Origin of the sequence: Otoolea muris, assembly GCF_943193115.1 — a bacterium.
GTDB lineage: Bacteria > Bacillota > Clostridia > Lachnospirales > Lachnospiraceae > Otoolea > Otoolea muris.
Genome location: NZ_CALPCY010000117.1, coordinates 1 through 3,400 on the forward strand (window position 1 = coordinate 1; position 3,400 = coordinate 3,400).

3 protein-coding genes are annotated in these 3,400 nt (G+C 41.7%); 1 reads left to right on the forward strand and 2 read right to left on the reverse strand.

Going from position 1 to position 3,400, the window contains the following annotated elements:
• Positions 1–107: 107 nt before the first annotated feature.
• On the reverse strand, positions 108–1,709 hold the full coding sequence (gene hcp, locus NFS31_RS26310; RefSeq protein ID WP_251501925.1) for a hydroxylamine reductase: 1,602 nt from the start codon (positions 1,707–1,709) through the stop codon (positions 108–110).
• Positions 1,710–1,724: 15 nt separating this feature from the next.
• Positions 1,725–2,423: an ATP-binding protein gene (locus tag NFS31_RS26315; RefSeq protein ID WP_004059896.1), complete on the reverse strand. Its 699-nt coding sequence runs from the start codon at positions 2,421–2,423 to the stop codon at positions 1,725–1,727.
• Between the two features lie 181 nt (positions 2,424–2,604).
• Here NFS31_RS26315 and NFS31_RS26320 point away from each other — a divergent pair, with 181 nt between their 5' ends.
• Positions 2,605–3,276 carry a Crp/Fnr family transcriptional regulator gene (locus NFS31_RS26320; protein ID WP_004059894.1) on the forward strand — a complete coding sequence of 224 codons (672 nt, stop codon included), beginning with the start codon at positions 2,605–2,607 and terminating at the stop codon, positions 3,274–3,276.
• Positions 3,277–3,400 lie beyond the last annotated feature (124 nt).

A 3,400-nucleotide genomic window follows, 5' to 3' on the forward strand; every position in this document is an offset into this window, starting at 1 on the left:
GTTTGTGCCTTTTTTATGGACTAAAGTATTGATTTTTCAAGGTTCAGCACACCAATCGGTGTGGGAAGTTTGAGTTAGTTAGGCTAAAATGATGTTGCCAATGTTCTTTATCCAAGCATTTTTTTTAAGTCTTCTTCGGGCGTGCTAATAAGTGCAATGTTGTAGTTTTCTACAAGAAAATTAAGCACCTTCGGTGAAATAAATGCTGGAAGCGAGGGGCCAATCAAAATGTTTTTAATACCAAGATGCAGGAGTGTTAGCAAAACACAGACCGCTTTCTGCTCATACCATGACAGAATGATTGAAAGTGGCAGGTCGTTTACACTGCAACCAAAAGCTTCTGCAAGCGCTGACGCGACTTTGATTGCGCTATATGCATCATTGCACTGCCCCATGTCCATAATTCTGGGAAGCTCACCGATTGTCCCAAGATTAAGGTCATTGAAACGGTATTTACCGCAGGCGAGTGTCAGCACAATACTGTCCTTTGGTGTCTGCTTAACAAATTCCGTATAATAATTGCGTCCAGGCTTTGCACCATCACAGCCGCCTACAAGGAAGAAATGTTTGATGTCGCCAGATTTTACAGCCTTTATCACGGTATCGGCGGCCGAAAGAACTGTATTATGTGCAAAGCCTGTCATAACTCTTTGCCCGCCGTTAATTCCAGTAAGGTGCATATCCATAGGATAGCCACCAAGAGAAAGTGCCTTTTCAATGACAGGTGTAAAATCTTTGTTTTCACCAATGTGTATGAGTTCCGGGTAGGAAACAACCTCAGTTGTGAACACGCGGTCGGCATAACTTTCCTTTGGAGGCATCAGGCAGTTGGTGGTAAACAAAACAGGCGCAGGAATATCGGTAAATTCCTTTTGCTGATTCTGCCAGGCTGTCCCGAAATTTCCTTTCAGGTGTGAGTATTTTTTTAATTCAGGATATGCGTGTGCAGGAAGCATTTCGCCGTGTGTATAGATATTGATGCCTTTCCCCTCGGTCTGTTCGAGAAGCTGTTTTAAGTCATATAGGTCATGCCCGGAAATGACGATAAACGGGCCCTTTTCTATGGTCAGGCTAACTTCAGTTGGAGCGGGATTTCCATAGGTTTCAGTATTGGCTTTGTCAAGAAGAGCCATGCATTTCAGATTGATTTCTCCCACTTCCATAACAATGGGAAGAAGTTCCTCCATGCCCCAGTCCTTCATTCCGATAGCCCAAAGCGCTTTATAGAAGAATTTATTTACAGCAGCATCACGATAGCCGAGTACATCAGCATGGTAAGCGTAAGCTGCCATGCCACGAATGCCGAATAGGATGAGGGATTTCAAAGAACGAACATCCTCGTTTGCACTCCATAGTTCTTTCATGTCGTAATTACTGCTTCTCCCGCAAGCAGAAGAACAATCAGAACAATTCGGCACAAGACGCTCTTTCTCAGCTTGTATCTGCCCTGTAAGCGCAGTGATTGTGTCGTTGTTAAAATTCACATTGGTGATTGTGGTAAAAAGCCCCTCCACAACTAATTTGTCTGTCATTTCTGTGGCAAGACTTTCATCTCCCTCCACAGCCCTTGCAAGACCAATAAGTGCGCCAGTCAGCTTATCCTGTAATTCAGCGGTATCGGATTTCTTACCACATACACCGGCACCTCCGGTACAAGCAGAACAGCCTGCTGTCTGTTCACATTGAAAACAAAACATTTTTCTTTCCATCTTTCTTTCCTCCGTTTAATCTAATATTTTTCCGTCCGTAGATACCGTAACAATCCTCCACGGAATGAACTTGCCACTTGTTTGCAAAGCATTTTTTGCAGCGTTTTCGATACCGCCACAGCAAGGTACTTCCATGCGTACAACGGTAACACTTTTAATATTATTGTTTGAAAGTATTGCAGTCAGCTTTTCGGTATAGTCGCCCTCGTCGAGTTTTGGGCATCCAATAAGAGTAATATGATTTCGGATAAACTCGTTGTGGAAATTTCCGTAAGCATAAGCTGTACAATCTGCCGCTATCAAAAGATTAGCATTGTCAAAGTAAGGCGCATTCACAGGGACAAGTTTGATCTGCACAGGCCATTGTGAGAGATGGCTGTTTGTTGGTGCAGAAAAAACACTGTCTGTGTGACTTTCTCTGTGAATGGTCTTTGATTGTGTTCCAGGACAGCCACAAGGAAGCGTAGCAGATTGTTTTTTACTCTTAGCAGCCAGGACGGCACCTTCATCGTATGCAGGCGCTTCCCTTTCTTCAAAAGCAATAGCATCCACAGGACATGCAGGCAAACAGTCACCAAGCCCGTCACAATAATCTTCACGAGTGAGCCGTGCCTTGCCGTCAATCATTTCAATGGCTCCTTCATGGCAGGCATCAGCACAGGCACCGCAGCCAATACATTTTTCTTCATCAATTTTTATTATTTTTCTGACCATATTTTGCTCCTTTCCATTGAAAACACATTGCTTACATTATGTTTGGGTGGCAAGTGTTGTTTTCATCACATTTCGTCTTTAAGGTATTACCATCGTATCGGTAGCCCATTGACATTACGTTGAGATTATATTACAATAATTCAAACAAAGCGGTTGTTTTTACAACGAGAAATGAGGCTTTATGAAAAAATATATTTCTGTTCTTAAAAGAACAAAGCTATTTGCCGGGGTTGGTGATGATGAAATTGCATCCATGATTTCCTGCCTTGGAGCAAAACCCTGCACATATAAAAAAGGAGAATATGTTTTACGGCAAGGGGAACATTTAAGCGACATTATTGTTTTAATCGAGGGGAGCCTTTATATCCAGACAGATGATTATTGGGGCAATCGCAGCATCCTTGGAAAAATCGGCGTAGGTGAAACATTTGGAGAGGCGTATGCTTCACCTGAAAGCGGGGCGTTTCCCAATGATATTGTTGCAGTAGAAAACAGTGTAGTCATCTTTTTTAATGTAAGGCGGATTATTACAGTCTGCTCAGCAGCCTGTCATTTTCATACATTGGTCATACAGAATATGTTTTTCTCAATTTCTGAAAAAAATAGAAATCTTGTACGGAAACTTGGCCATATGTCCAAACGAACTACACGGGATAAATTGATTTCCTATTTATCAGAAGAATCGAAAAAGCAGAATAGTGTAAGCTTTACAATTCCTTTTAACCGTCAGCAACTTGCAGATTTTCTTTCAGTTGATCGCAGTGCCATGTCAAATGAACTTTGTAAAATGCGTGATGAGGGGCTTTTAGAGTTTGAAAAAAATCAATTCAAATTGCTGTCAACACATTATTAGAGAAAGTGTATTCACGCATTTTGTCTTTTGAATGTTCAGCTACCGTAGGTTATAGGAATAAAATTTTTATCGGAACAAGCCGCAAAAACCATTGTAATCACAAGGATAATGCGGTAAAAAGTTC